We start from the raw sequence: 20,705 nt of genomic DNA on the forward strand, positions 1-20,705 counted from the left end.
GGAACCCCGTGACGGTCAGGCGTCGGTGAAGGTCTCGCCCTTCCCGGCCTTCTCGACGAGCAGCGCGGTCGGCTGGAAACGCTCGCCGTAGCGCTCGGCGAGCTCGCGCGAGCGGGCCACGAAGCCCGGCAGGCCGCCCTCGTAGCCGTTGATGTACTGCAGGACTCCGCCGGTCCAGCCCGGGAAGCCGATGCCGAAGATGGAGCCGATGTTGGCGTCCGCGACCGAGGTCAGGACGCCCTCCTCCAGGAGGCGCACCGTGTCGAGCGCCTCGGAGAAGAGCATGCGTTCCTGCATGTCCTTGAACGGGATCTCGTACCCGGGCTGGGTGAAGTGCTCGCGCAGGCCCGGCCACAGGCCGGCGCGCTTGCCGTCCACGTACTCGTAGAAGCCCGCGCCGCCGCTGCGCCCGGGACGGTCGAACTCCTCGACCATGCGGTCGATGACGACATCAGCGGGGTGGCCGGCCCAGGTGCCGCCCGCCTCCTCGACGGCTCGCTTCGTCTCGTTACGGATCTTGCGGGGCAGCGTGAGCGTCAGCTCGTCCATCAGGGACAGGACCTTGGCCGGGTAGCCGGCCTGGGCCGCGGCCTGTTCGACGGAGGCGGGCTCGACGCCCTCGGCGACCATCGCGACACCCTCGTTGATGAAGTGCCCGATGACGCGCGAGGTGAAGAACCCGCGCGAGTCGTTCACGACGATCGGCGTCTTGTTGATCTGGCGGACCAGGTCGAAGGCGCGGGCGAGCGCCTCGTCACCGCTGCGCTCGCCCTTGATGATCTCGACGAGCGGCATCTTGTCGACGGGCGAGAAGAAGTGCAGCCCGATGAAGTCCTCGGCCCGCTCCACGCCCTCGGCGAGCAGGGTGATCGGCAGGGTCGAGGTGTTGGAGCACAGCAGCGCGTCGGGCTCGATGACGTGCTGGATCTCCTTGAACACCTTGTGCTTGAGCGCCGGGTCCTCGAAGACGGCCTCGATCACGGCGTCGCAGCCCGCGAGGTCCTGCGGTTCGGCGGTGGGCGTGATGCGGGCGAGGAGGGCGTCCGCCTTCTCCTGCGTGGTGCGGCCGCGGGAGACGGCCTTGGCGCAGAGCTTCTCGGAGTAGCCCTTGCCCCGGGCGGCGGCGTCGGCGGTCACGTCCTTGAGGACGACCTCGATGCCCGCGCGGGCGCACGAGTAGGCGATGCCCGCGCCCATCATGCCGGCGCCGAGGACGGCGACCTTGCGGACGGTGTGCTTCTCGATGCCCTTGGGCCGGTTCGCGCCGGAGTTGACGGCCTGGAGGTCGAAGAAGAACGCCTGGATCATGTTCTTCGCGGTCTGGCCGGTGACGAGCTCGGTGAAGTAGCGCGCCTCGATGGTCAGGGCCGTCTCGAAGTCGACCTGGGAGCCCTCGACGGCCGTGGCGAGGATGTTGCGCGGGGCCGGGTAGGGGGCGCCGTTCAGCTGCTTCTTGAGGTTGGCCGGGAAGGCGGGCAGGTTCGCCGCGAACTTCGGGTTGGCCGGGGTGCCGCCCGGGATGCGGTAGCCGGGCTTGTCCCAGGGCTGCTGCGACTCGGGGTTGGCGTCGATGAAGGCGCGCGCCTGGGCGAGCATCTCCTCGGGGGTGGCGGCCACCTCGTGGACGAGGCCGTTCTCCAGGGCACGCTTCGGGGTGTACTGGGTGCCCTGGAGGAGCACCTTCAGCAGGGCGTCGGTGATGCCCATGAGGCGTACGGTGCGGGTCACGCCGCCGCCCGCGGGGAGCAGGCCGAGCGTGACCTCCGGGAGGCCGATCTTGGAGCCGGGCGCGTCGAGGGCGATGCGGTGGTGGGAGGCGAGCGCGATCTCGTAACCGCCGCCCAGGGCCGCGCCGTTGATCGCCGCGACGACGGGCTTGCCGAGCGTCTCGATGCGGCGCAGGGAGTGCTTGATGCCGGTGCCGGTCTCGAACGCCTGCTGGGCGCTCTCGGGGCCGGCCTTCATCATGTCCTTGAGGTCACCGCCGGCGAAGAACGTCTTCTTGGCGGAGGTGTAGATGATGCCGCGGATCGAGTCCTTCTCGGCCTCGGCGCGGTCGGCGATCGCGGCGATGGAGTCCTTGAACGCCTGGTTCATCGTGTTCGCGGACTGGTTGGGGTCGTCGAGGACGAGCGTGACGATGCCGGTCTCGTCCTGTTCCCAGCGGATGGTGGTGCTCTCGGGCATGTGTGGCTCCGTGAAATTCGTGCGGGCGGTGAGGTGGGAGTGGGCTGGTTCTTCGTCGCTGGGTGCGGCTCCGGTGGGGGCTGGTCGCGCAGTTCCCCGCGCCCCTGAAATGCGGGCACTGCGTACCGCATTTCCCCGATGAAGGCCGGCGGCGAAGCCGCTCGCCTTCAGGGGCGCGGGGAACTGCGCGACCAGCCACAGACAACCCGGCGACGAAGACCGCCCCGGCGGCGCTAGACCCGTTCCACGATCGTGGCGATACCCATGCCTCCCCCGACACACAACGTGGCGAGCCCATAGCGCAGATCGCGCCTCTCGAGCTCGTCCACGAGCGTCCCCAGGATCATCGCGCCGGTGGCACCGAGCGGGTGCCCCAACGCGATCGCCCCGCCGTTGACGTTCACCTTGTCCAAGGACAGCCCCATGTCCCGCACGAAGCGGAGCACCACCGCCGCGAAGGCCTCGTTGATCTCGACGAGGTCGATGTCGTCGATGGTCAGACCCGCCTTGGCGAGGGCCTTGCGGCTGGCGGGCGCGGGACCGGTGAGCATGATCGTCGGCTCGGAGCCGGAGACGGCCGCGGAGACGATCCGCGCGCGCGGGGTCAGGCCGTGGCGCTCGCCGACCTCCTTGGTGCCGATGGCGACGAGGGACGCGCCGTCGACGATGCCGGAGGAGTTGCCCGCGTGGTGGACGTGGTCGATCTTCTCGACCCAGTGGTACTTCTGCAGGGCGACGGCGTCGAAGCCGCCGAGGTCGCCGATGTCCGCGAACGACGGCTTCAGCTTGGCGAGCGAGTCGGCGGTCGTGCCGGGGCGCAGGAACTCGTCGTGGTCGAGAACGGTCAGGCCGCTGCGGTCCGTGACGGGCACGACGGAGCGGGCGAAACGGCCGTCCTTCACGGCGGCGGCCGCGCGCTCCTGCGAGAGCGCCGCGTACTCGTCGACGTCGCGCCGGGAGAAGCCCTCGATGGTGGCGATCAGGTCCGCGCCGATGCCCTGCGGCACGAAGCCCGTCTCGTAGTTGGTCATCGGGTCGGCGAACCAGGCGCCGCCGTCCGAGGCCATCGGGACGCGCGACATCGACTCGACGCCGCCGGCGAGGACGAGGTCCTCCCAGCCCGAACGGACCTTCATGGCGGCCAGGTTGACCGCTTCGAGGCCCGAGGCACAGAAGCGGTTCTCCTGCACACCGGCCACGGTGTCGGGCAGTCCGGCGGCGATGGCCGCGATCCGCGCGATGTCGGAGCCCTGGTCGCCGACCGGGCCGACGACGCCGAGCACGATGTCGTCGATGGCGGCGGGGTCGAGGTCCGGGAAGCGCCGCTGGACCTCGTGAATCAGTCCGACGACGAGGTCGATCGGCTTGGTGCCGTGCAGGGCGCCGTTCGCCTTGCCGCGTCCGCGCGGGGTGCGGATCGCGTCGTACACGTACGCTTCGGTGCTCACTCGCTTGCCTTTCAATGAGGGTGGGCCGGGCGATGAGGGTGGGCCGGGCCGGGAGGTCGGTGGGGAGTCAGCCGAGCAGCGAGCGCCCGATGATCTCCTTCATGATCTCGGTCGTGCCGCCGTAGATCGTCTGGATGCGTCCGTCGGTGAAGGCCCTGGCGACGCGGTACTCCGTCATGTAGCCGTAGCCGCCGTGGAGCTGGAGGCAGCGGTCCGCCACACGCTTCTGGAGTTCGGTCGCCCACCACTTGGCCATCGAGGCGTGCACCGCGTCGAGTGCGCCGTCCGAGTGGTCGACGATGCAGCGGTCCAGGAAGGTCCGGGTGACGGCGCACTCGGTGGCCATCTCGGCTATCTCGAACCGGATGTGCTGGAGCTTGGCGAGGGGCCGGCCGAAGGCCTCGCGCTCCTTGACGTAGGTCGTGGTGATCTCCAGGAGGTGCTCCGCGGCGGCGATCCCGGCGACGGCGATGCCCATGCGCTCCTGCGCGAGGTTCGTCATCAGGTGGACGAAGGCGCCGTTGAGCTCGCCGAGGAGATTCTCCTTCGGGACGCGTACGTCGTTGAAGAAGAGCTCGGCCGTGTCCTGGGACTTCTGGCCGATCTTGTCGAGGTTGCGGCCGCGCTCGAAGCCCTCCATGCCGCGCTCGACGACCAGGAGGGACAGGCCGTGGGCGCCGCCCTCGGGCGTCGTCTTCGCGACGACGATCACGAGGTCGGCGAGGATCCCGTTCGAGATGAACGTCTTGGAACCGTTGAGCACCCAGTGGTCGCCGCGGTCCTCGGCCGAGGTGCGGATGCCCTGGAGGTCCGATCCGGCGCCCGGCTCGGTCATCGCGATGGCGGTGATCAGCGAGCCGTCGCAGAAACCGGGCAGCCAGCGGCGCTTCTGCTCGTCCGTGGCGAGAGACGTCAGGTACGGCCCGATGATGTCGTTGTGGAGACCGATCGCGAGGCCGGCGGCTCCCGCGCGCGTGAACTCCTCGGCGATGACGGCGCTGTAGCGGAAGTCTGCGTTGCCGCCGCCCCCGTACTCCTCCGGCACGGCGAGCCCGAGCAGGCCCTGGCGACCGGCCGCGAGCCACGCCTCGCGCGAGACGATGCCGTCCTTCTCCCACTGCTCGTAGTGCGGGGTGACCTCCTTGGCCAGGAAAGTGCGCACGCTCTCGCGGAACGCGTCGTGCTCCTCGGTGAAGATCTGCCGTTCCATTGCCATCGTGGTGCCCTCCCCTACAGCCAGTTCTTGACGGTCTCGACCAGCCGGGCGGGCTCGGGGCCGACCGGGATGACGTTCAGCATGGTGACGCCGGCGGCGCGGAAGGCCTCGACACGCTCGCGTACATAGCTCTCGGGCCCACACAGGCTCATCAGCTCGCAGAACTCGTCCGGGACGGCGGCCTCCGCCTCCTTCTTCTTCCCGGAGAGGTAGAGCTCCTGGATGAGCTTGGCCTCCTTCTCGTAGCCGTAGGCCACGGCGAGGTCGTTGTAGAAGTTCTTGCCGACCGCGCCCATGCCGCCCACGTACAGGGCGATGTTGGGACGGGCGAGGTCGCGGGCGGCCGCCGCGTCCTCGCCGATGGCGAGCAGGCCGCCCGCGACGACCTGGAGGGGGCCGAGCTCGGGGGCGCGCTTGGCGGCGCCCTCGGCGAGCGGGGTGCCCCACACCTGGTGGGCCTTCTCCGGGATGAAGAGGGTGGGCAGCCAGCCGTCGGCGATCTCGGCCGTCATCCGGACATTGGCCGGGCCCAACGAGGCGACGTACAGCGGGACTTCGGGGCGCACGGGCCTGGAGAGGATCTTCAAGGGCTTGCCGAGCCTGCCGCCCTTCTCCGGGGGCAGCGGCATGTCCGTGATGCCGTGGTGGTCGATGACCTCGCGGCGCAGGATGCGCCGGGTCAGCTCGATGGTCTCGCGGGTACGGCCCAGCGGCTTGTCGTACGCCTTCCCGTGCCAGCCCTCGACGACCTGCGGGCCCGACGCGCCCAGGCCTATGACGGCGCGGCCGCCGGAGACGGCGTCGAGTCCGGCGGCGGTCTGGGCGATGAGGGCGGGGGTACGCGAGTAGACGTTGAGGATCGCGGCGCCGATCTTCATGCGCTCGGTGCGGGCGGCGAGGTAGCCCATGATCGTGGGCGAGTCGAAGCCGTAGGCCTCCGCGACCCAGACGGCGTCGAGGCCCGCCGACTCGAGCGCGGCGGCGTCGTCGGCCGCCTGCCGGGGATCGGCTGCGTAGGCGAGGAGTGCGGACAGCTCCATCAGTTCTCTTCCTTCGTCAGGCTCGGTACGTCCCAGTCGCGGGCCACGCCGGCCGTGTCGGCGCCCGGCTGGGCGGGGCCTCTGCGGACGGTGGTGGGGGTCGCGGAGAAGCGGGGTGCGGGGGCGGGCTGGGTGATGCCGCCGTGGTCGGTGAAGGTGCCGCGCGCGGCCAGATGGGGGTGGCCGGGCGCCTCGCGCAGGGACAGGACCGGCGCCACGCACGCGTCGGACCCCTCGAACACGGCCGTCCACTCCTCGCGGGTACGGGTCTTGAAGCAGGCGGCGACGGCCTCGCGCAGCTCGCCCCAGCGGGCGAGGTCCTTGCGGGCGGGCACCGTGCCTTCGATGCCGAGGAGAGCGATGAACTCGTCGTAGAACTGCTGTTCAAGAGCGCCGACCGCCATGTACTGGCCGTCGGAGGTCTCGTACGTCCCGTAGAAGGGGCAGCCGCCGTCGAGGAGGTTGCTGCCACGCCGGTCCTGCCAGCCGCCGGCCGCGAGCATGCCGTGGATCATCGCGGCGAGATGCGAGGCACCGTCGACGATCGCGGCGTCCACGACCTGGCCCGCGCCGGTGTCACGCGCGTGGTGGAGGGCGGCGAGGATGCCGACGACTAGGTAGAGCGAGCCGCCCGCGAAGTCACCGACGAGGTTCGCGGGGACGGTCGGCGGCTCGTCCGGCCTGCCGATCATGCCGAGGGTGCCGGTGAGGGCGATGTACGCGATGTCGTGCCCGGCGCGCTGCGCGAGGGGGCCTTCCTGGCCCCAGCCGGTCATGCGTCCGTAGACGAGGCGCGGGTTGCGGGCGTGGCAGTCGTCGGGGCCGACGCCCAGGCGCTCGGCGACCCCGGGACGGTAGCCCTCGATGAGGACGTCCGCCTTGGCGACGAGATCGAGGACGCGCGCGGGGCCGTCGTCCGCCTTGAGGTCGATGACCACGGAGCGCTTGTTGCGGTTGGTGATGTCGTACTCGGGATCGATCGCGAGCCCGGCGCCGCCGGGGCGGTCCACGCGCACGACATCGGCGCCCAGGTCGGCGAGGAGCATCGCGGCGAACGGGCCCGGGCCGATGCCCGCCAGTTCGACCACGCGCACCCCGGCGAGCGGGCCGCTGTTCGCCATCCCTGCCACTGCCATCGAGCCCCCAGCACTGTGACACAACTGATGTAACACCAGCGATGCTAAGAACGTGTTCCACTCAGCACAACCCCTGGAGAGCAAGCGCTTAGTAATTTACGACGCGCTGCCGCCGTGTCGCCAGGAGGCGCGTATGGATTCGGGGGCACGGGTCCGAGACGGCATGCCATCACCTCCCGGGGCCGACGCTCATCGCGCGTCCAGTTCGGCGACGAGCTTCTTCGTGGCCACCGTCCGGTAGCTCTCCTCCACCCAGTCGCAGAGCAGCTCCGCGCCCGGGGCGCCCTTTACGTCCAGAGGGATCTGCACCCAGCCCGCCTTGCCGAGGCCGTAGCCGGCGGGCTCGGCGCCCGGAGTCGTGAGGGCGTGCGCGTGGGCCTCCTCGTCCCTGAGCTTGACCGTGAGGCCCATCGGACAACTGCCGTCGTCGACGCCGAGGAACACGAACACCTTCTTGTTCACCTTCGCGACCGTCTCGCCCCAGGGAAAGTCCTCCGTGGCACCCGGCATCCCGAGTGCGAACTCCCGTACGCGCGCCCACGTCTTGAGCGCCCGCTGCGACGGCTTCCTCGGCTCGGCCACGACGACCTCCCGCTCCAGGCGGGGCCCCTGAACCTCCGCTCCTTCCTCACGCTAGCCTCGGCCACCGACAACGGCGCGGGGCGCAGGGCTGAGGGGTGTCATGACCAAGCAGGACAGCGGGCACGGCAAGGACCGGGACATGCGGGACAGGCCCGGCAGAACCGACAGGACAGGCCGCGAGTACGACATCGTGCTCTTCGGGGCGACCGGGTTCACCGGCGGACTCACCGCCGAGTATCTGGCGGCGCACGCGCCCGAAGGGCTGCGGTGGGCCGTCGCGGGGCGCGACACGGGGAAGCTGGAGCGGCTGCGCGAGCGCCTCACCGCGATCGACCCCGCGTGCGCCGTGCTGCCGCTGGTCCGCGCCGACGTCGCCGACCCGGCTTCCCTGCGCGCCCTCGCGGCACGCACGCGCGTGGTGGCCACGACCGTCGGCCCGTACGTCACCTACGGCCAGGATCTCGTGGCCGCGTGCGCCGAGGAGGGCACCGACTACACGGACCTGTGCGGCGAGCCCGAGTTCGTCGACGTCACGTACGTACGGCACGACGCCCGCGCTCGGGAGACCGGGGCACGCCTCGTCCACGCGTGCGGCTTCGACTCGATCCCGCACGACCTGGGCGTGCACTTCACGGTGGGGCAGCTCCCCGAGGGCGTGCCGCTGCGCATCGACGGGTTCGTGCGGTCGAACGCGACGTTCTCGGGCGGCACGTTCGCGTCCGCGCTGACGCAGTTCTCGCGGGGCCGGCAGATGCTGGCCGCGCAGCAGGACCGGCGGCGGCACCAGCCGCGCCTCGTCGGCCGCAGGGCGTACGCGCCGACGGGCGCGCCGCACTACGCCAAGGAGGTCGACGCGTGGGCGCTGCCGCTCCCGACGATCGATCCGCAGGTCGTGCAGCGCTCCGCGCGGGCGCTGGAGCGCTACGGTCCCGACTTCCGCTACCGGCACTACGCGGCGGTGCGGCACCTGCCCGTCGCGTTCGGCGGCGTCGCGGCTACGGGCGCGCTGTTCGCCGCCGCCCAACTGCCGCCCGCACGCAGGTGGTTGTCGGGACGGCTCAAGCCGGGTGACGGGCCGGACGAGGCGCGGCGCGCGGCGAGCTGGTTCTCGGTGCGCTTCGTCGGCGAGGGCGGCGGCCGCCGCGTGTACACGGAGGTCTCGGGCGGGGACCCGGGCTACGACGAGACGGCGAAGATGCTCGGCGAGTCCGCGATGTGCCTGGCCCTCGACGACCTGCCCGAGACGGCGGGCCAGGTCACCACGGCCGTCGCGATGGGCGACGCCCTGACGACCCGCCTGCGGGACGCGGGGATCAGGTTCCGGGTGGCGGCCACACGGTAAGGGCTGCGCGCGCGGCGGTGACCGGGCGACGCGGGGAGGCGGGCCCCAGCCGGTGGCTACGCGCGCGTGGCGCTCTCCGGGGGCTTCGCGAGCGACCGGTGCGCGCGGCCACGTCGCGGCAGCGGCCGACCGCGCGCACGGTGCCACGCCCTGGCCTCACCTCGCCGAGGACACGACCGGTGGCTACGCGCGCGGGGCACTCCCCAGGGCCCTCGCGAGCGACCAGCGCCAGCGGCCGCGACACGGCAGCGGCCAGCCACGCGCACGGGGCCACCCCCTGCGCCCGCCCCGCCGAGGACACGACCGGTGGCTACGCGCGCGGGGCACTCCCCAGGGCCCTCGCGAGCGACCAGCGCCAGCGGCCGCGACACGGCAGCGGCCAGCCACGCGCACGGGGCCACCCCCTGCGCCCGCCCCGCCGAGGACACGACCGGTGGCTACGCGCGCGTGGCGTCTTCCTGGGCCTCCGCCAGCGCTCGCCGGCACAGCGCGTCCGCTCTGCGGGTCGTTTCGGGCTGGCGGTAGTTCGGCGTGAGGCTCAAGGTGTGGGCGCACGCGGTGTCGAGGTTCGTGCGGTGGCCGACGGAGACGTAGACGGGTTTGACGCCGTCGCGGGTGCGCAGGGCCCGGCCGACCTCCTCGTCGCCGTCCAGCAGGGGCGCCGTGCTGCCGCGCGGAGCGTCCGGCTCCTCGTGCGTGAAGGTGAACGGGTTCTTCGCGACGCCGATCGTGGGCAGCCCTGTCAGGACGCCGAGGTGGCTGGCGAGGCCGAAGCGGCGCGGGTGGGCCAGCCCGTACCCGTCGCAGACGACGAGCCCGGGGCCGCGGTGGAGGGCGTCGAGGGCGGCGACGACGGTCGGGATCTCGCGGAAGGCCAACAGGCCGGGCACGTACGGGAAGGAGATCCGGCCGACGGCGGTGGACTCCTCGACGACGTCGAGGGTCGCCGCGTCGAGCACGACGGCCGCCGCGGCGACGAGGTCGCGTGCGTCGTCATAGGCCACGTCGACGCCGGTGACGAATCCGGTGCCGGGCGGAGGCCCGGGCTCGTCGAGGACGACGCGGGCGCGCAGTTCGTCCTGGACCGCGCGTGCGGAGCGCTCGTCGGTGGGCCAGTCGGCGAGGATCTGTCGGTGACTCATGATGGCGACCACCATAGGTCGGGGGCGCCGGCAGGCCCCGGGTAGCCTGGCGATCATGTTTGTACTTGAGCTGACCTACACGGCCCCGGTCGAGCGCGTCGACCCGCTTCTCGAAGCGCACGTCGCCTGGCTCGACGAGCAGTACGAAGCCGGAGTCTTCATCGCTTCCGGCCGCAAGAACCCCCGCGACGGCGGGATCATCCTCGCCGTCGGGGACGACCGCGCGCAGATCGAGAAGATCACGGCGGCCGACCCCTTCGTCACCGGCGACGTGTGCGCGTACCGCGTCACGGAGTTCATCGCGACGAAGACGGCGCCCGAACTGGCCCTTTTCCGGCAGCAGTTGGCCGGCTAGTCGGCTCGGGCCCCGGTCACCGTTCCAGCCGGGCGATGCGACCCTTCTCGCCCGAGGCCCAGCACGCGCCGTCGTGGGTGCAGTCCGCCGTGTCGTACGAGCCCGTGTCGACGGTGCGCCAGGTGCGGCCCGCGTCGAGCGTGAGGTCGGTGCCCGTCGGGCCGACCGCGAGGGCGCTCGTGCGGCTGTGCGGGAGCCAGGTGACGCCCGAGCGGTAGGCGGGGACGGGCCCGGCGGACGGTGTCCAGGTACGGCCGCCGTCGCGCGTCGTGGCCGAGGCCCGGGGCGACGCCTGGTCCGCGCGGTAGTCGCCGCCGACCGCGATGCCGTGCGTGCGGTCGCGGAACGCGAGGCCGAAGACGCCGCGCGCCGGGTCGCCCGCCGGAATCGGGGCGTCGGTCGCCCGCCAGGTCAGGCCACGGTCCGACGAGTGCAGCACGCGCGCGCGTGCGGCCCCGCCCGTGGCCAGCCACACGTCGCGCGGACCGGAGCTGACCAGGCACTGGCCGCTCGCCGCGAACCCGGCCTCGCCCTCCTGCGCCGCGGGCATGCCGTCGCTGGGCAGGACGTCCCAGGAGCGCCCTCCGTCGCGCGTGGACAGGATCCGGTACCTGCCGTCGACGGGGTCGCTCATCGCGAGGCCGTGGCGCGCGTCGAAGAACGTCAGGCAGTCGTAGAACGCCTTCGGGTCGGGGTTGCGGAAGGACTCGGTCCAGGTGGCCCCGCCGTCGTCCGTGCGGAACACCCGCGAGGCGTCGCCCTCACCGATCGCGAGGACGACCGCGCGCTTGCTGTCGAAGGCCTCGATGTCACGGAACTCCAGCTCGCCCGCGCCGGGCGGGGACACGTTCCGCCAGTGGGCGCCGCCGTCGGAGGTGCGGAGCACGGTGCCCTTGCTCCCGGCCACCCAGGCGGTGTCGCGGCTCACCCCGGCAAGTCCCCGGAACCGCGCGTCCGTGCCGGACCCCTTCAGTGCCCAATGCGGCTTCGCCTGCGCATGCCCTCCGCCGGCCTCCGCAGCGGCGGCTTGTGCGCCGGCGGCCTGCGCCGGACCCGCCGGAGCGAACGCGAGGGCGAGTGCCGCCCCGGCCAGCCCCATGGACACCCTGCGTCTCGACTTCCCCATGCCCCTCATGGCGGGCGAAGCTAGCCCACTCCCCCGACCCCGTCCAGATGGCCTGCCGACCGGAACGACGCACACCGGTGACCGATGTCACTCATCTTTCCTGGGCCGTCCGGTGCACGGATTCCCTCGCTCCGCCGTCTCCTCAAGTGACGGGGAGTCCCACCCGTCGTCCGACATGCCGTCCGACTCGCCGTCCGAGCTGTTGCCCGAACCGCCGTCCGTTCAGCCGTCACAAGGGAGCAGGCGTTGTCCACCGTCATCGAGCAAGCCGTAGAGGCCCGTCTCGTCGCCGCCGCGCCGCGGATGTCGACCATTCCCGCGACGTTGCGGTACGACATGCGGGACCCCTTCGCCGTGCGCATGTCGTTCCCCGCGCCGGCCACGCTCGAGGGCGTCGACGTGAGCTGGACGTTCGCCCGCGAGCTGCTCTCGGCCGGGGTGCGGGAACCGGCGGGCGCGGGCGACGTCCGGGTACGGCCGTACGGCTTCGACCGCACGGTCATGGAGTTCCACGCCCACGAGGGCACGGCGATCGTGCACATCCGGACGGGCGAGCTGCGCCGCTTCCTCAGCAGCACGGCGGCGATGGTGCCGGTGGGCGACGAGCATCTGCACGTGGACCTGGACGGCGATCTGGCAGAGCTGATGCGGGACGCGTACTGACCACCGGACGAGCTCGGCCCCCGGGCTCAACTCTCGTTGCCGAGAAGGGCGTTGAGCTTCCCATATGCGAGACCGCCTGCCAGGTTCCCGTACGTTCCCTCGGTGAGCAGTTCCCGGGCCGCCCTGCGGACGAGGGCGTGCGCGGCCTGCGCGATGCCCGCGCCGACACTGATGCGGGCGACGCCGAGCGCGGCGAACTCGGCCACGGACGGCGCCCCGGGCCACGCCATCACGTTGAGCGGCCCCTCGGCGCCGGCGACGAGCGCCTTCACGGTCACCGGGTCGACGGCCCCCGGGACGAAGATCCCGTCAGCACCCGCCGCGAGGTAGGCCGAGGCCCGCTCCAGCGTCGCCGCGAGCCGCTCCCCCGGCTCCCCCGCACCCGTGAGATACGTGTCGATACGGGCGTTCACGAACAGCGCCACGCCCTCCGCGTCCGCCGCGGCACGGGCCACCGCGATCCGCTCCGCCTGCGCCTCCACGGGCCGCAGCGGCGCGCTCCCGCCGTGCCAGGCGTCCTCGATGTTGACGCCGACCGCTCCGGCGTCGAGCACGGCGCGCACGGTGGCGGCGACGTCCCGGGCCGCGTCGGCGTAGCCGCCCTCGATGTCGGCGGTCACCGGCACGTCCACGGCGGCGGCGATCCGCGCGACGGCGTCGAGCGCCTCGTCCCGGCCGAGCCGGTCCCCGTCCGCCGCGCCGAGGTCCCAGGACAGTCCGGCGCTGGTGGTGGCCACGGCGGCGGCTCCGGCGTCCGCGACGATGCGGGCACTCGCGACGTCCCAGGCGTTGGGCAGGACGAGCGGGCAGCCGGCGACATGCTGTGAACGGAAGTCCAGGGCCTGGTCATTCAGGTGCGTACGGTTCGTCATGCCGGACAGCCAACCATCCGGCCCCGGGGCGCGGCTGGCAGGAATCCGACACGTACGTGTGATGCGCGCTCGACCGCCGCTCAGCCCCCGCCGCCCCCGGCCGCCGAGGCCCGCGCCGCCTCCGCCGCCTTGACGGCCGCGGCCAGCGCGGCGCGGATGTCGCCCAGGCTCCGGCCCAGTTCGGGGGACAGGCTCCCGGCGCGCTCGGCGAGGTCGTCGAGGCGGTCCTTGTGCGCGCGCCGGGCCTTGCCGGGGATCAGCCGGCGCAGCTTGCCCGTGGCGGCGAGCACCGCGAGGACCGCGTCGTCCTCGTCCACCCGGCCGGCCGGCTCGGCCCCCTCCAGCGCGCCCAGCACCTCGGCCCGCAGCACCTCGACGTATCCGGCGCGCTCCAGGCCGTACCGGGTCACGGGGAAGAGTCCGAAGACCCGCTTGCGCTCGGCCGACAGATAGCCCTCGGAGGCGAGTTGACGTCGCACGGTGTCGAGGGTGGCGCCGGAGCGGTAGCCGATCCAGGTGCGCCATGTGCGCGGCCTCGACTCCTCTGCGAGTTCCATCAGTTCGTCGAGGACGGGGTCGCCGGTGCGCGCGTCGAAGACCGGAGTGACGACTCCGTCCACGTCGCTGATGATGCGGCGGCGGGCCAGTTCGGCGAGTGCGGCGGCGCGGACGGAGAGCGCAAGGTCCGGGGCGCCGGAGACCCTGCCTTTCTCCGTGTCGAAGCCCAGCAGGAACAGCCGGGCGGGCAGCGAGAGCGAGCCGTGGGGCACGGGGGCCTCCTCCTGGAGGGTGGGGGCGGGGGCGCGGGGGTCAAGATAATTCGTTGACGGCCCGCATCCGCCTTCGTACGGTGTTGAGCGTTCCCGTTGATCCTGTTGTCGTCGATCGGAGTAGGACGTTGCTCTTCTGAGGTTCTGAGACACCGTGTCACGCGGCCGCACCCCACCGGTGCCCCACGTGTCCTGTGTGTGCGACCTCGGATGATCGAGCCGTCCTCCTGCCGCGATCCGGCGCAGGACCGTCCTTCGCGCCTCATGCGCTCTCGTTGCTTCCGGCTGTCGTCGCCCGCGGTGTCCCGACGCGTTGCCCACCGTTCCCACCGAGCGACCGCGAGGCCCGTATGTCTACCTCCCCCACATCCGTCACCTGCACCTCCCTCACCTACGCCTGGCCCGACGGCACCCGGGTCTTCGACGGCCTCCAGGCCGCGTTCGGGCCCGGCAGGACCGGGCTCATCGGTCTCAACGGCGCAGGAAAGTCAACGCTGTTGAAGCTCATCGCCGGAGAACTCGTCCCGGCCGACGGCACGGTGAAGGTGGCGGGCGAGATCGGCTACCTGCCACAGAACATCACCCTCGAAACCTCGCTCCGCGTGGACGAGGCCCTCGGCATCGCACGTGCCCGGGCCGCGCTGCACGCCATCGAGGCGGGCGACGTGCGCGACGAGCACTTCACCGCGGTCGGCGACGACTGGGACGTCGAGGAGCGCGCCGTCGCGACCCTGGACGGGCTCGGCCTGGGCCGCATCGGTCTCGACCGCACCGTCGGCGAGCTCTCGGGAGGCGAGTCCGTACTGATCCGCCTCGCCGAGCTGCTCCTGCGCCGCCCCGACGTCCTGCTGCTCGACGAGCCGACGAACAACCTCGACCTGGCCGCCCGCAGACGCCTGTACGCGGCCGTCGAGGCGTGGCCGGGCATCATGGTCGTGGTCAGTCACGACCGTGAACTCCTCGACCGGGTCGACCAGATCGCCGATCTGCGCCCGGGCGGTCTCGTCCGCTACGGCGGGAACCTCTCCGCGTACGAGGAGGCGCTCGCGACAGAACAAGAGGCGGCGGAGCGCATGGTGCGGGTCGCCGACGCCGACCTGAAGAAGCAGAAGCGCGAACTGGCCGACGCCCAGGTCAAGTTGTCCCGGCGCAAGCGCTACGGACAAAAGATGTGGGACACCAAGCGCGAGCCCAAGGCGATCATGGCCCAGCGCAAACGGCAGGCCCAGGTTTCCGCGGGCAAGCACCGCCAGCTGCACGAGGGCCGGCTCGCCGAGGCGAAGGAGCGGCTCGACGAGGCGGTGGACGCCGTGCGCGACGACGACGAGATCCGTGTCGATCTGCCGCACACGGCGGTACCGCCCGGCCGTTCCGTCTTCACGCTGAGTCAGCTGCACATGGCCTACGGGGCCTGCGTGAAGGGCGAGTTCGAGGTGCGCGGCCCGGAGCGGATCGCGCTCGTGGGACGCAACGGTTCGGGCAAGACGACGCTCCTGCGCACGATCGCCGGGGACCTCGATCCCGTTGCGGGCGAGGCGGTGGCGCATGTCCCGCTGCGCTTCCTGCCGCAGCGGCTCGACGTGCTCGACGAGGACCTGACCGTCGCCGAGAACGTGGCGCGGTTCGCTCCCGGGGCGACGAACAACCGCGTCAGGGCGCGTCTCGCCCACTTCCTGTTCAAGGGGGCGCGGGCCGATCAGGCGGCGGCGACCCTCTCGGGCGGCGAGCGGTTCAGGGCGACCCTCGCGGCGCTGATGCTCGCCGAGCCGGCACCCCAGCTGCTGATGCTCGACGAGCCGACGAACAACCTCGACCTGGCGAGCGTACGGCAGCTGACCACGGCCCTGGCGTCCTACGAGGGCGCGCTGCTCGTGGCGAGCCACGACCTGCCGTTCCTGAAGTCCGTCGGGGTCACGCGGACGCTGCTCATGGAGGGAGGCCGGCTCCGGGACGTCACGAAGGGGGAGGCCGGATACGGCGGGTAGCCGCGCCGGGGGCGGACGGCGGGGCGGGACCGGGTGCGGGCGGGGGATTCCGTCGCCGGGGCAGGGATGTGCATGATGTCCGCGCCGGACCGTCGCGCGCCGACCCGCCCGGAGCCCGAGTCCGCCCCCGAGCCTTCCAGGCCCCCGTGGAAGCGCCGCCCGAGTCCCGAGGAGTACTGCCCGTGCCCAGCCAGAAGGCCTTGATCCGCCGCCCGGGACCCCGCCTCGCGGACGGGCTCGTCACGCATGTCGAGCGCACGCCCGTCGATCCGGAGCGGGCGCTCACGCAGTGGGAGGCCTACGTCGCGGCGCTGCGGGGGCACGGCTGGGAGACGGTGGAGGTCGGGGCCGCCGACGACTGCCCCGACGCGGTCTTCGTCGAGGACGCGGTGGTCATGTACCGCAACGTCGCGCTGATCACCCGACCCGGCGCCGCGTCCCGGCGCGGGGAGACGGCGGGTGTCGAGGAGGCCGTGGTCCGGCTCGGCTGCTCCGTGAACCGGGTGCGGGAGCCGGGCACCCTCGACGGCGGCGACGTCCTGAAGGTCGGCGACACGATCTACGTCGGACGCGGCGGCCGCACGAACGCGGACGGCGTGGCTCAGCTGCGGGCCGTGTTCGAGCCGCTCGGCGCGCGGATCGTCGCCGTACCGGTCAGCAAGGTGCTGCACCTGAAGTCGGCGGTGACGGCCCTGCCCGACGGAACGGTCGTCGGGCACGAGCCGATGGTGGACGTGCCGTCCCTGTTCCCGCGCTTCCTGCCCGTCCCGGAGGAGGCCGGCGCGCATGTGGTGCTCCTGGGAGGCGGGAAGCTTCTGATCGCGGCGAGCGCGCCGAGGACCGCGGAGCTCTACTCGGATATCGGGCTGGAGCCGGTTCTGGTGGACATCGGCGAGTTCGAAAAGCTCGAAGGCTGTGTGACGTGCCTCTCAGTCAGGCTCCGCGAGCTGCACTCCTGAGGCGGAATGAAGCGCCGGAGGCCGCTGAGACCGGAGGGGTCAGTTCCGGAGGGCCCTTTACAGAGGGTTTAACCTACGGCAACGTAACCTACGACACCGTAGGTACAACCGCTCGTGCCTGCGATTCGACTCCTCGCACTACTCCCGTCCCCCTGGAGCCCTCGTGACCATCACCTCTCCCCACCTCGGCAGCTCGTCCTCCACCTGGACCGACGCGCAGCTGCTGTACGCGCTGGAGGAAGTGGTCGAGAAGGAACTGAACCGGCACCTCAAGGTGGCCAAGGACTGGATGCCGCACGAGTACGTGCCGTGGGCCGACGCCCGTAACTTCCCCGGCTTCTTCGAGGACGGCGAGGCCTGGGCGAAGGACCAGTCCAAGGTCACCGATATCGGCCGGATCGCGCTCGTCGTGAACCTGCTGACCGAGGACAACCTCCCCAGCTACCACCACGAGATCGCCTCCCTCTTCGGCCGCGACGGCGCCTGGGGCACCTGGGTGCACCGCTGGACCGCCGAGGAGGGCCGCCACGGCATCGTGATGCGCGACTACCTGCTGGCCTCGCGCGCGGTCGACCCGGACCAGCTCGAGCAGTTCCGCATGGCGCACATGGCCGAGGGCTTCGAGTCCGACAACCGGCACTCGATGCTGCACTCGGTCGCGTACGTCGCGTTCCAGGAGCTCGCCACCCGCGTCTCGCACCGCAACACCGGCCACCAGTCGGGCGACCCGGTCTGTGACCGCATGCTGGCGCGCATCGCCACCGACGAGAACCTGCACATGGTCTTCTACCGGAACCTGCTCGGCGCGGCCTTCGAGCTCGCCCCCGACCTCACGATGCAGGCCGTGCGCGATGTCGTCGTCAACTTCCGGATGCCCGGCCACGGCATGCCCGGCTTCGAGCGGGCCGCCGCCCAGATGGCCATCGGCGAGATCTACAACATGCGTATCCACCACGACGACGTGATCCAGCCCGTGCTGCGCTTCCTGAAGGTCCTGGACATCGACGGGCTCGGCCCGGAGGGTCTCAAGGCTCAGGAGGAGCTCGGTCTGTACATGGGCGGCCTGGACAGCGAGGCCGCCAAGTTCGACGAGAAGCTGGCGGCCCGCAAGGCCCGCATGGCGGCCCGCGCCGCCGGCTGACCCGCCCCCTGTCACGCACGCACGCCCCGGGCCACGCGCCCGGGGCGTGCCGCGTCACGGGCGCGTGGCCCCCTCAGCCGCGACGCAGTTGGAGGCGCTCCTTCTCGGAGAGTCCGCCCCAGACGCCGAAGCGTTCGTCGTTGTCGAGCGCGTACTCCAGGCAGGCGGAGCGCATCTCGCACCGGCCGCAGATGCTCTTCGCCTCGCGCACGGAGCTGCCGGGCTCGGGAAAGAAGAAGTCGGCGCCCGTCTGGGCGCACAGCGCCGCGTCCTGCCATGAGGGGACGGGGACGGGGGCCACGGGAGCGCTCGTCACGGGGCGCAGCGTGTGGTTCGAGTACATGCCACAGATCGTGCCGGGTGGCGAAAAACAGACGATCAACGACTGATCAACGCGGCGCGCCGGACGGATCGCGACCTGTGCCCGTCCGGCTCGGCCCGACCGGCTCAGGTCTGGTCCGGGTCTCCCTTGATCACCGCGAAGCGGGCGCCCTGCGGGTCGGTCAGCTTGGCGATACGGCCGACGCCGGGCAGGCTCGTGGGCGCGAACCGCACCTTACCTCCGAGCTCCTGGGCCCGGGCGGCGATTGCGTCGACGTCCGGCACATGGAAGTACGGCGTCCAGTGCGCCCCGATGTCGGACTCCGACGGGTCGTCGCCCAGCGTGACCATGCCGCCGAACATGTCGTCCTGGCTCGTGCCGGCCGGGTTCACCGTCACATACGTACCGCCGGGGAACGACACGTCGAACGTGCCCCAGCCGAGCACCGAACCGTAGAAATCCTTGGCCGCGCCGACGTCCGGGGTGTACAGCTCGATCCAGTTGAGCGAGCCGTCGACCGTGGCGAGATCCAGGCCCTTGTTCCGTCCTGGCTGCCAGAGGCCGAACAACGCCCCCGCGGAATCGGCGACGACGGCCATGCGGCCCAGGTCCAACACATCCATGGTCTGGAACGGCGTGGATCCACCGGCCCGCTCAGCGGCCTTCACGGTCGCGTCCGCGTCCTGCGTCTGGAAATAGACGGTCCAGGACGGCGGGGCCTGGTCGGCCGTGACCGTCATAGCGCCGGCCACGCTCTTGCCGTCCAGCTGGAACAGGCCGTAGCCGCCGACCTCGGGGCCGCCCGTCTGGAACTGCCAGCCGAAGAGTCCGCTGTAGAAGGAAACGGCGGCGTCGAGATGCGGCGTTCCGAGATCCAGCCAGTTCGGCGAGCCGTCGACGAAACGGGTGGTGAGCATGGTGCCCTCCTCGTTGAGGGTGCCCCCTGGCAGGGGTCCCGTTGACTGCCTCACCGAGTCTGGCACCGCGCACCGACAACGGCCGTTCCACGCGCCGCCACCGCCCCGGACGACCACCCACCCATCGCTCAGCCACCGCCAAGAGTTGAACGATTCACAGAAATGGGAGCGCTCCCCGTCACAAGTCTTGACCCGTCGCGCCTCACTCGCAACAGTAGGGCTCCCCCACACATCAGGAGTCCTCCGTGATATCGCGCAGACTGTTCCTGACCGGCGCCGCCACGGCCGCCACCGCACTCACCTACCCGGCCTGGGGCAGCACCCTCAGCCCGGACGCCAAGGCGGCCCCCGCCACCTGCGAACTCGCCCTGCACAACAAGTCGTTGCCCGGCACCGCGCGCGCCTACGTCACCGGCCACGAGCAGGGCACCGACCGCTGGGTACTGCTCAAGCCCGACGGCGGGGTCTACCACCCCGACTCACCGTCCGCCCCGCAGACCCCGCTGCCCGTCGACTGCGCCATCCCGCTGGGCGCGGCGGGTTCGGCGCCAAAGGTCCTGACGCTTCCTCAGATGTACGGTGCCCGCGTCTACTTCGTACGCGACAACATGCTCGACTTCTTCCTCAACCCCGGCCCCTCGCTCGTCGAGCCGGCCTTCGCGACCTCCACGGACGCGAACTACGGGAAGACCTGGTCGTTCTGCGAATTCACCTTCAACTCCGACCAGTTGTACGCGAACATCAGCTACGTCGACCTGGTGACCGCCCTGCCCATCGGCCTGACCCTGGAGGGCGACGCCACGCACACCGTCGCGCCGCTCCCGGACGGCGCCGTGGAGAAGATCGCCGCGGATCTCGCGGCCCAGACCGCCAAGGACGGGCAGCCCTGGGACAAGCTCGTCATCCGCGGCGGCGACGGCAAGGTCCTGCGCGTCATCTCGCCGCAGAACCTGATGGCCCCGTACTTCGACCGCCCCGACCAGATGCCGTTCAGGGATGTCTGGGACAGCTACGTCGACCAGGTCTGGGAGAAGTACCGCACAACCGACCTGAAGATCGACCTCCAGGGCGGCCGGGGCGTGTTCACCGGTCGCGTCAGCGGCGACACTCTCACCTTCAACGGCGGGCACAGCTTCCCCAAGCCCGCCTCGAAGGACATCTTCACCTGCAACCACGGCCCGTTCACCAACAACCCGGGCGACCCCGACGACAAGAAGGGCCTCCTCGCCCGTCTCGCCGCCGGGTTCAACCGCAGCATCATGCTGACCCACCCCGAGCAGCCGAACGGCACCACGACGGCCGACTACTACCAGGGCGACGTCACCAACCACTGGTCGCGGGTCGTGCACGCCAACTCGCCCATCGGGTACGCCTTCCCCTACGACGACGTGCGTCCCGACGGGCAGCCGGACGTGTCCGGCGCGGCGCACGACGGCAACCCGCGGCGCTTCACCGTCAGCGTCGGATCTTGAAGTGCTCTCCTGCCGTCGCAAGCTCGGGAA

General features: G+C 71.6%; 19 protein-coding genes. 7 read left to right on the top strand and 12 right to left on the bottom strand.

Annotation, left to right across the window (positions count from 1 at the left end):
- Positions 1-15: 15 nt before the first annotated feature.
- The 6 genes from OHO83_RS11320 to OHO83_RS11345 all read right to left on the bottom strand — a co-directional run bounded on the left by OHO83_RS11320 (position 16) and on the right by OHO83_RS11345 (position 7,537).
- On the bottom strand, positions 16-2,187 hold the full coding sequence (locus OHO83_RS11320; RefSeq protein WP_266675480.1) for a 3-hydroxyacyl-CoA dehydrogenase NAD-binding domain-containing protein: 2,172 nt from the start codon (positions 2,185-2,187) through the stop codon (positions 16-18).
- A gap of 233 nt (positions 2,188-2,420) precedes the next feature.
- A complete protein-coding gene (locus OHO83_RS11325) occupies positions 2,421-3,635 on the bottom strand; it encodes an acetyl-CoA C-acetyltransferase (RefSeq protein ID WP_329433348.1) in 1,215 nt (404 codons plus the stop codon).
- A 67-nt stretch (positions 3,636-3,702) separates the two neighbouring features.
- On the bottom strand, positions 3,703-4,845 hold the full coding sequence (locus OHO83_RS11330) for an acyl-CoA dehydrogenase family protein (RefSeq protein ID WP_266676786.1): 1,143 nt from the start codon (positions 4,843-4,845) through the stop codon (positions 3,703-3,705).
- A 20-nt stretch (positions 4,846-4,865) separates the two neighbouring features.
- Positions 4,866-5,891, bottom strand: coding sequence for an LLM class F420-dependent oxidoreductase (locus OHO83_RS11335; RefSeq protein WP_330279383.1), 1,026 nt, complete (start codon positions 5,889-5,891; stop codon positions 4,866-4,868).
- Positions 5,891-7,027 (bottom strand): CaiB/BaiF CoA transferase family protein, encoded by a 1,137-nt coding sequence (locus OHO83_RS11340; protein ID WP_323186958.1) that lies wholly within the window; start codon positions 7,025-7,027, stop codon positions 5,891-5,893. The genes OHO83_RS11335 and OHO83_RS11340 overlap by 1 nt, the downstream gene beginning before the upstream one ends.
- Before the next feature lie 189 nt (positions 7,028-7,216).
- Positions 7,217-7,537 carry an MmcQ/YjbR family DNA-binding protein gene (locus OHO83_RS11345; protein ID WP_330280759.1) on the bottom strand — a complete coding sequence of 107 codons (321 nt, stop codon included), beginning with the start codon at positions 7,535-7,537 and terminating at the stop codon, positions 7,217-7,219.
- A 211-nt stretch (positions 7,538-7,748) separates the two neighbouring features.
- Here OHO83_RS11345 and OHO83_RS11350 point away from each other — a divergent pair, with 211 nt between their 5' ends.
- Positions 7,749-8,951: a saccharopine dehydrogenase family protein gene (locus tag OHO83_RS11350; protein ID WP_329437695.1), complete on the top strand. Its 1,203-nt coding sequence runs from the start codon at positions 7,749-7,751 to the stop codon at positions 8,949-8,951.
- Positions 8,952-9,388: 437 nt separating this feature from the next.
- Here the strand turns inward: OHO83_RS11350 and OHO83_RS11355 are convergent, their stop codons facing one another.
- Complete coding sequence (locus OHO83_RS11355; RefSeq protein ID WP_266675477.1) at positions 9,389-10,093, bottom strand: endonuclease V; 705 nt, start codon at positions 10,091-10,093, stop codon at positions 9,389-9,391.
- Positions 10,094-10,148: 55 nt separating this feature from the next.
- Here OHO83_RS11355 and OHO83_RS11360 point away from each other — a divergent pair, with 55 nt between their 5' ends.
- Complete coding sequence (locus OHO83_RS11360; protein WP_329433352.1) at positions 10,149-10,448, top strand: YciI family protein; 300 nt, start codon at positions 10,149-10,151, stop codon at positions 10,446-10,448.
- A 16-nt stretch (positions 10,449-10,464) separates the two neighbouring features.
- Here the strand turns inward: OHO83_RS11360 and OHO83_RS11365 are convergent, their stop codons facing one another.
- A complete protein-coding gene (locus tag OHO83_RS11365; protein WP_405634829.1) occupies positions 10,465-11,574 on the bottom strand; it encodes a WD40/YVTN/BNR-like repeat-containing protein in 1,110 nt (369 codons plus the stop codon).
- A gap of 246 nt (positions 11,575-11,820) precedes the next feature.
- Here OHO83_RS11365 and OHO83_RS11370 point away from each other — a divergent pair, with 246 nt between their 5' ends.
- The gene (locus OHO83_RS11370; RefSeq protein WP_266675474.1) at positions 11,821-12,237 is read left to right on the top strand and encodes an SsgA family sporulation/cell division regulator; all 417 of its coding nucleotides are present in this window, start codon (positions 11,821-11,823) and stop codon (positions 12,235-12,237) included.
- A 26-nt stretch (positions 12,238-12,263) separates the two neighbouring features.
- On the opposite strand, the gene OHO83_RS11375 is transcribed toward OHO83_RS11370, so the two are convergent.
- Both OHO83_RS11375 and OHO83_RS11380 read right to left on the bottom strand, forming a co-directional pair.
- Positions 12,264-13,109: an isocitrate lyase/PEP mutase family protein gene (locus OHO83_RS11375; RefSeq protein WP_330279385.1), complete on the bottom strand. Its 846-nt coding sequence runs from the start codon at positions 13,107-13,109 to the stop codon at positions 12,264-12,266.
- A gap of 80 nt (positions 13,110-13,189) precedes the next feature.
- Positions 13,190-13,879 carry a GOLPH3/VPS74 family protein gene (locus tag OHO83_RS11380; RefSeq protein WP_266675472.1) on the bottom strand — a complete coding sequence of 230 codons (690 nt, stop codon included), beginning with the start codon at positions 13,877-13,879 and terminating at the stop codon, positions 13,190-13,192.
- Between the two features lie 350 nt (positions 13,880-14,229).
- Here OHO83_RS11380 and OHO83_RS11385 point away from each other — a divergent pair, with 350 nt between their 5' ends.
- The 3 genes from OHO83_RS11385 (at position 14,230) to OHO83_RS11395 (ending at position 17,964) form a co-directional block, all read left to right on the top strand.
- Positions 14,230-15,864, top strand: coding sequence for an ABC-F family ATP-binding cassette domain-containing protein (locus OHO83_RS11385; protein WP_329433356.1), 1,635 nt, complete (start codon positions 14,230-14,232; stop codon positions 15,862-15,864).
- 182 nt (positions 15,865-16,046) lie between these two features.
- Positions 16,047-16,823 carry a dimethylargininase gene (gene ddaH / locus OHO83_RS11390; RefSeq protein WP_330279386.1) on the top strand — a complete coding sequence of 259 codons (777 nt, stop codon included), beginning with the start codon at positions 16,047-16,049 and terminating at the stop codon, positions 16,821-16,823.
- Positions 16,824-16,986: 163 nt separating this feature from the next.
- Positions 16,987-17,964 carry an acyl-ACP desaturase gene (locus OHO83_RS11395; RefSeq protein ID WP_330279387.1) on the top strand — a complete coding sequence of 326 codons (978 nt, stop codon included), beginning with the start codon at positions 16,987-16,989 and terminating at the stop codon, positions 17,962-17,964.
- A 73-nt stretch (positions 17,965-18,037) separates the two neighbouring features.
- Here OHO83_RS11395 and OHO83_RS11400 read toward each other — a convergent pair whose 3' ends face one another.
- Together OHO83_RS11400 and OHO83_RS11405 are read right to left on the bottom strand one after the other, a co-directional pair.
- Entirely contained in the window at positions 18,038-18,307 is a 270-nt protein-coding gene (locus OHO83_RS11400; protein ID WP_383984629.1) for a WhiB family transcriptional regulator, read from the bottom strand.
- A gap of 104 nt (positions 18,308-18,411) precedes the next feature.
- Positions 18,412-19,203 (bottom strand): VOC family protein, encoded by a 792-nt coding sequence (locus OHO83_RS11405; RefSeq protein WP_266675468.1) that lies wholly within the window; start codon positions 19,201-19,203, stop codon positions 18,412-18,414.
- A gap of 245 nt (positions 19,204-19,448) precedes the next feature.
- On the opposite strand from OHO83_RS11405, the gene OHO83_RS11410 reads away from it, so the two are divergent.
- Positions 19,449-20,675: a glycoside hydrolase family 64 protein gene (locus tag OHO83_RS11410; protein WP_330279388.1), complete on the top strand. Its 1,227-nt coding sequence runs from the start codon at positions 19,449-19,451 to the stop codon at positions 20,673-20,675.
- The last annotated feature ends 30 nt before the right edge of the window (positions 20,676-20,705 follow it).

This window comes from Streptomyces sp. NBC_00569 (genome assembly GCF_036345255.1).
In the GTDB taxonomy this organism is placed as follows: domain Bacteria; phylum Actinomycetota; class Actinomycetes; order Streptomycetales; family Streptomycetaceae; genus Streptomyces.

What these genes read in the sequence shown, in the direction of transcription:
- OHO83_RS11320 (WP_266675480.1), bottom strand. Translation starts at nt 2,187, where the DNA reads ATGCCCGAGAGCACCACCATCCGCTGGGAACAGGACGAGACCGGCATC.
- OHO83_RS11330 (WP_266676786.1), bottom strand. Translation starts at nt 4,845, where the DNA reads ATGGAACGGCAGATCTTCACCGAGGAGCACGACGCGTTCCGCGAGAGC.
- OHO83_RS11335 (WP_330279383.1), bottom strand. Translation starts at nt 5,891, where the DNA reads ATGGAGCTGTCCGCACTCCTCGCCTACGCAGCCGATCCCCGGCAGGCG.
- OHO83_RS11340 (WP_323186958.1), bottom strand. Translation starts at nt 7,027, where the DNA reads ATGGCAGTGGCAGGGATGGCGAACAGCGGCCCGCTCGCCGGGGTGCGC.
- OHO83_RS11345 (WP_330280759.1), bottom strand. Translation starts at nt 7,537, where the DNA reads ATGCCGGGTGCCACGGAGGACTTTCCCTGGGGCGAGACGGTCGCGAAG.
- OHO83_RS11350 (WP_329437695.1), top strand. Translation starts at nt 7,749, where the DNA reads ATGCGGGACAGGCCCGGCAGAACCGACAGGACAGGCCGCGAGTACGAC.
- OHO83_RS11355 (WP_266675477.1), bottom strand. Translation starts at nt 10,093, where the DNA reads ATGAGTCACCGACAGATCCTCGCCGACTGGCCCACCGACGAGCGCTCC.
- OHO83_RS11360 (WP_329433352.1), top strand. Translation starts at nt 10,149, where the DNA reads ATGTTTGTACTTGAGCTGACCTACACGGCCCCGGTCGAGCGCGTCGAC.
- OHO83_RS11365 (WP_405634829.1), bottom strand. Translation starts at nt 11,574, where the DNA reads ATGGGGAAGTCGAGACGCAGGGTGTCCATGGGGCTGGCCGGGGCGGCA.
- OHO83_RS11375 (WP_330279385.1), bottom strand. Translation starts at nt 13,109, where the DNA reads ATGACGAACCGTACGCACCTGAATGACCAGGCCCTGGACTTCCGTTCA.
- OHO83_RS11385 (WP_329433356.1), top strand. Translation starts at nt 14,230, where the DNA reads ATGTCTACCTCCCCCACATCCGTCACCTGCACCTCCCTCACCTACGCC.
- OHO83_RS11400 (WP_383984629.1), bottom strand. Translation starts at nt 18,307, where the DNA reads ATGTACTCGAACCACACGCTGCGCCCCGTGACGAGCGCTCCCGTGGCC.
- OHO83_RS11405 (WP_266675468.1), bottom strand. Translation starts at nt 19,203, where the DNA reads ATGCTCACCACCCGTTTCGTCGACGGCTCGCCGAACTGGCTGGATCTC.